Annotated in this window: 3 protein-coding genes; 1 reads left to right on the top strand and 2 read right to left on the bottom strand. The window is 34.6% G+C overall.

The features are described 5' to 3' along the window. On the bottom strand, window positions 1-230 hold a 230-nt coding region (locus HNS40_RS22180), incomplete at its 3' end, for a phage integrase N-terminal SAM-like domain-containing protein (RefSeq protein ID WP_172284755.1). 267 nt (window positions 231-497) lie between these two features. Between HNS40_RS22180 and HNS40_RS22175 the strand changes: the two genes are divergently transcribed. Continuing rightward, window positions 498-1,211 carry a hypothetical protein gene (locus HNS40_RS22175; RefSeq protein WP_172284897.1) on the top strand — a complete coding sequence of 238 codons (714 nt, stop codon included), beginning with the start codon at window positions 498-500 and terminating at the stop codon, window positions 1,209-1,211. 337 nt (window positions 1,212-1,548) lie between these two features. On the opposite strand, the gene HNS40_RS22170 is transcribed toward HNS40_RS22175, so the two are convergent. Further along, on the bottom strand, window positions 1,549-2,081 hold a 533-nt coding region (locus tag HNS40_RS22170; protein ID WP_172284896.1), incomplete at its 5' end, for a transposase.

Raw genomic sequence — 2,081 nt, 5'->3', positions numbered from 1 at the left:
TCCGTATCCTTTTGCATCAGGTAATACAGATACTCTTCCAGCTCATCCATGTCTATATGCAGCGGGTTTTTCATGTAATAAAGTGCCAGTTTAGCTATTTGGCGTAAATAATTTTCGTGTGTAGACTTTGATCGTCCATTAATAATAAGTTTACGTTTGAACTCTTCTCCCATAGCTCTAAAGCCATCAACTTTGTTGCAGGCTTCAGAATAAATAGTAATTTTACTCATGATTTAATTTTATTAAATTATTAAACATGAGATTTATACGTATTCAATACGAATTTAAATCGAAAGCTACCTCCCTTTGGGGAGGTTTAGTTCAACAATACATATACTTTATGGCGGGTTACGTTATGAAAATGAGTATTTTAGTTTCAAATATAAATCTGTGTGGACAGAAAGATTTGTCTTTTAAAGTCCGCCACAAAGCATATGCTTCACGTTGTAGGCAATGTGAAAAAAAACATCCGATTCGAAAATAAAGACTTGAGACATATGAACTTTAAGACATTCATTTTTATACTATTCATTGTTGCCGCATCTTCTGCTATTGCACAAAATCAAGTTGAAACAGAAGACAAAGACAATTTATATTGGCAACCAAATGCTGAAATTGACTACTCACATTTTCAATCTGAATCAGATGCAGACTGTATTAAATACAATGAAAAATATGGGTTAAAAATGTCTGCCAACATCCAACTTCTTGGTATTGTTGATATTCCGAAATCTCATCTGTCAAGAAAGATTAAAAAACGGACAGGGAACGATAAACTTTATTTAGCACCCATATTCTGCAAAAATTGCTCCTGCATTCTATCAGAGGATTCTACAGAGTTAGTCGTCTATCAATTATTATTTGATGTAGCTGAAATGTGTGCAAGAGGTTTGAGAAAAGAACTTATCGAGACTCAACAAGAAATGAACATTAACAATGTGAATGCAATGTTTTATACAACAATAAAAAACAGATGGGATGAAAGAATGCAGGGAACTTGGGCTTCAATTTACCAAGATGTTTTAATTCAAAAGAAAGATAGTGCGTACATCGAATGGCGGACATTGGTAGATGAGATGTTGGAGAAAAATAAAGACTTTGCAACACAACCCTACGAAATTGAAAGACTAATACTTGGTGAGCCAGTTGAAGAAGGCTATGTTCAGGCAAAGACAATAATGGGTGACCTGAAAAATAATGAAGAAAATTAATAAAACACTGCCTACAACAATTAAGCATCGTTTTCAGCCCTAAGCCGTGGAGCTAAGCATTTACTTATGGCCAAGAGGGGCTGAATATGTGCTGTGTGTTGAACGTAAACCGGCAACGAAGCCGTAAAGCCTACCTTTTATATTGTGGAATCAATTTGGGCAATGATATCTCCACAGCTCTTGTGTAGTTATTTTTTTTTCAATTTTTTTCTAGCAAATCTTAGAAGTATTCAAGAGCTTTTCTGTTTTTTGATTTTAGCAGGGCCGTTATTCTGATTATTTCTGATTTTTTGATTGATTGATGCATAATTCTTCCATTAAGATGACTCATATTCTTTTATTGTGTTGATATACTTATACTTACTTTCAAAGGTTTAGTGTTTTCCGGAGGAGCTCTTTGATGATTGTTTCTAAACTTATTGGTAAAAGTTTGAATAATGAGCATTTCACCGCCACAGCATTTACAAATACCGGGCTGTATACCCATTTTTTTAAAAGCAATCTCTTGCCAAGTCAATATAGTGCTTTCTGATGAAGAGGATACCCCTAGATGACTACGAATAATGGCCAATGATTTTCGTTTAGAAGCGCTTGATAAAAAGCCATAATGCCTTATTCTGGTAAATCCAGGAGGTAGTATATGTTGACAAAACAAGCGTAAAAAGTCTTCTCCTTTAGGGGATGATATTTGTTTTTGATAGTCTTTGTTATAATCGGTCCAAGTGAATACAACCTTTTTATCATCAACAGCAAGTATTCTGTCATTAGAGATAGCTGTTCTGTGGGTATATCTTCCCAAATAATTGATCACTTGTTTTGGTCCACCAAAAGCTTGTTTGGCGTACACTACCCAATCTTGATCGAATAACT

The sequence above is a fragment of the Lentimicrobium sp. S6 genome, from assembly GCF_013166635.1.
Classification (GTDB): domain Bacteria; phylum Bacteroidota; class Bacteroidia; order Bacteroidales; family UBA12170; genus UBA12170.
The sequence above is the reverse complement of the archived record's forward strand: the minus strand, read 5'-3'. Positions and strand labels throughout refer to the sequence as shown.

What these genes read in the sequence shown, in the direction of transcription:
- HNS40_RS22175 (WP_172284897.1), top strand. Translation starts at nt 498, where the DNA reads ATGAACTTTAAGACATTCATTTTTATACTATTCATTGTTGCCGCATCT.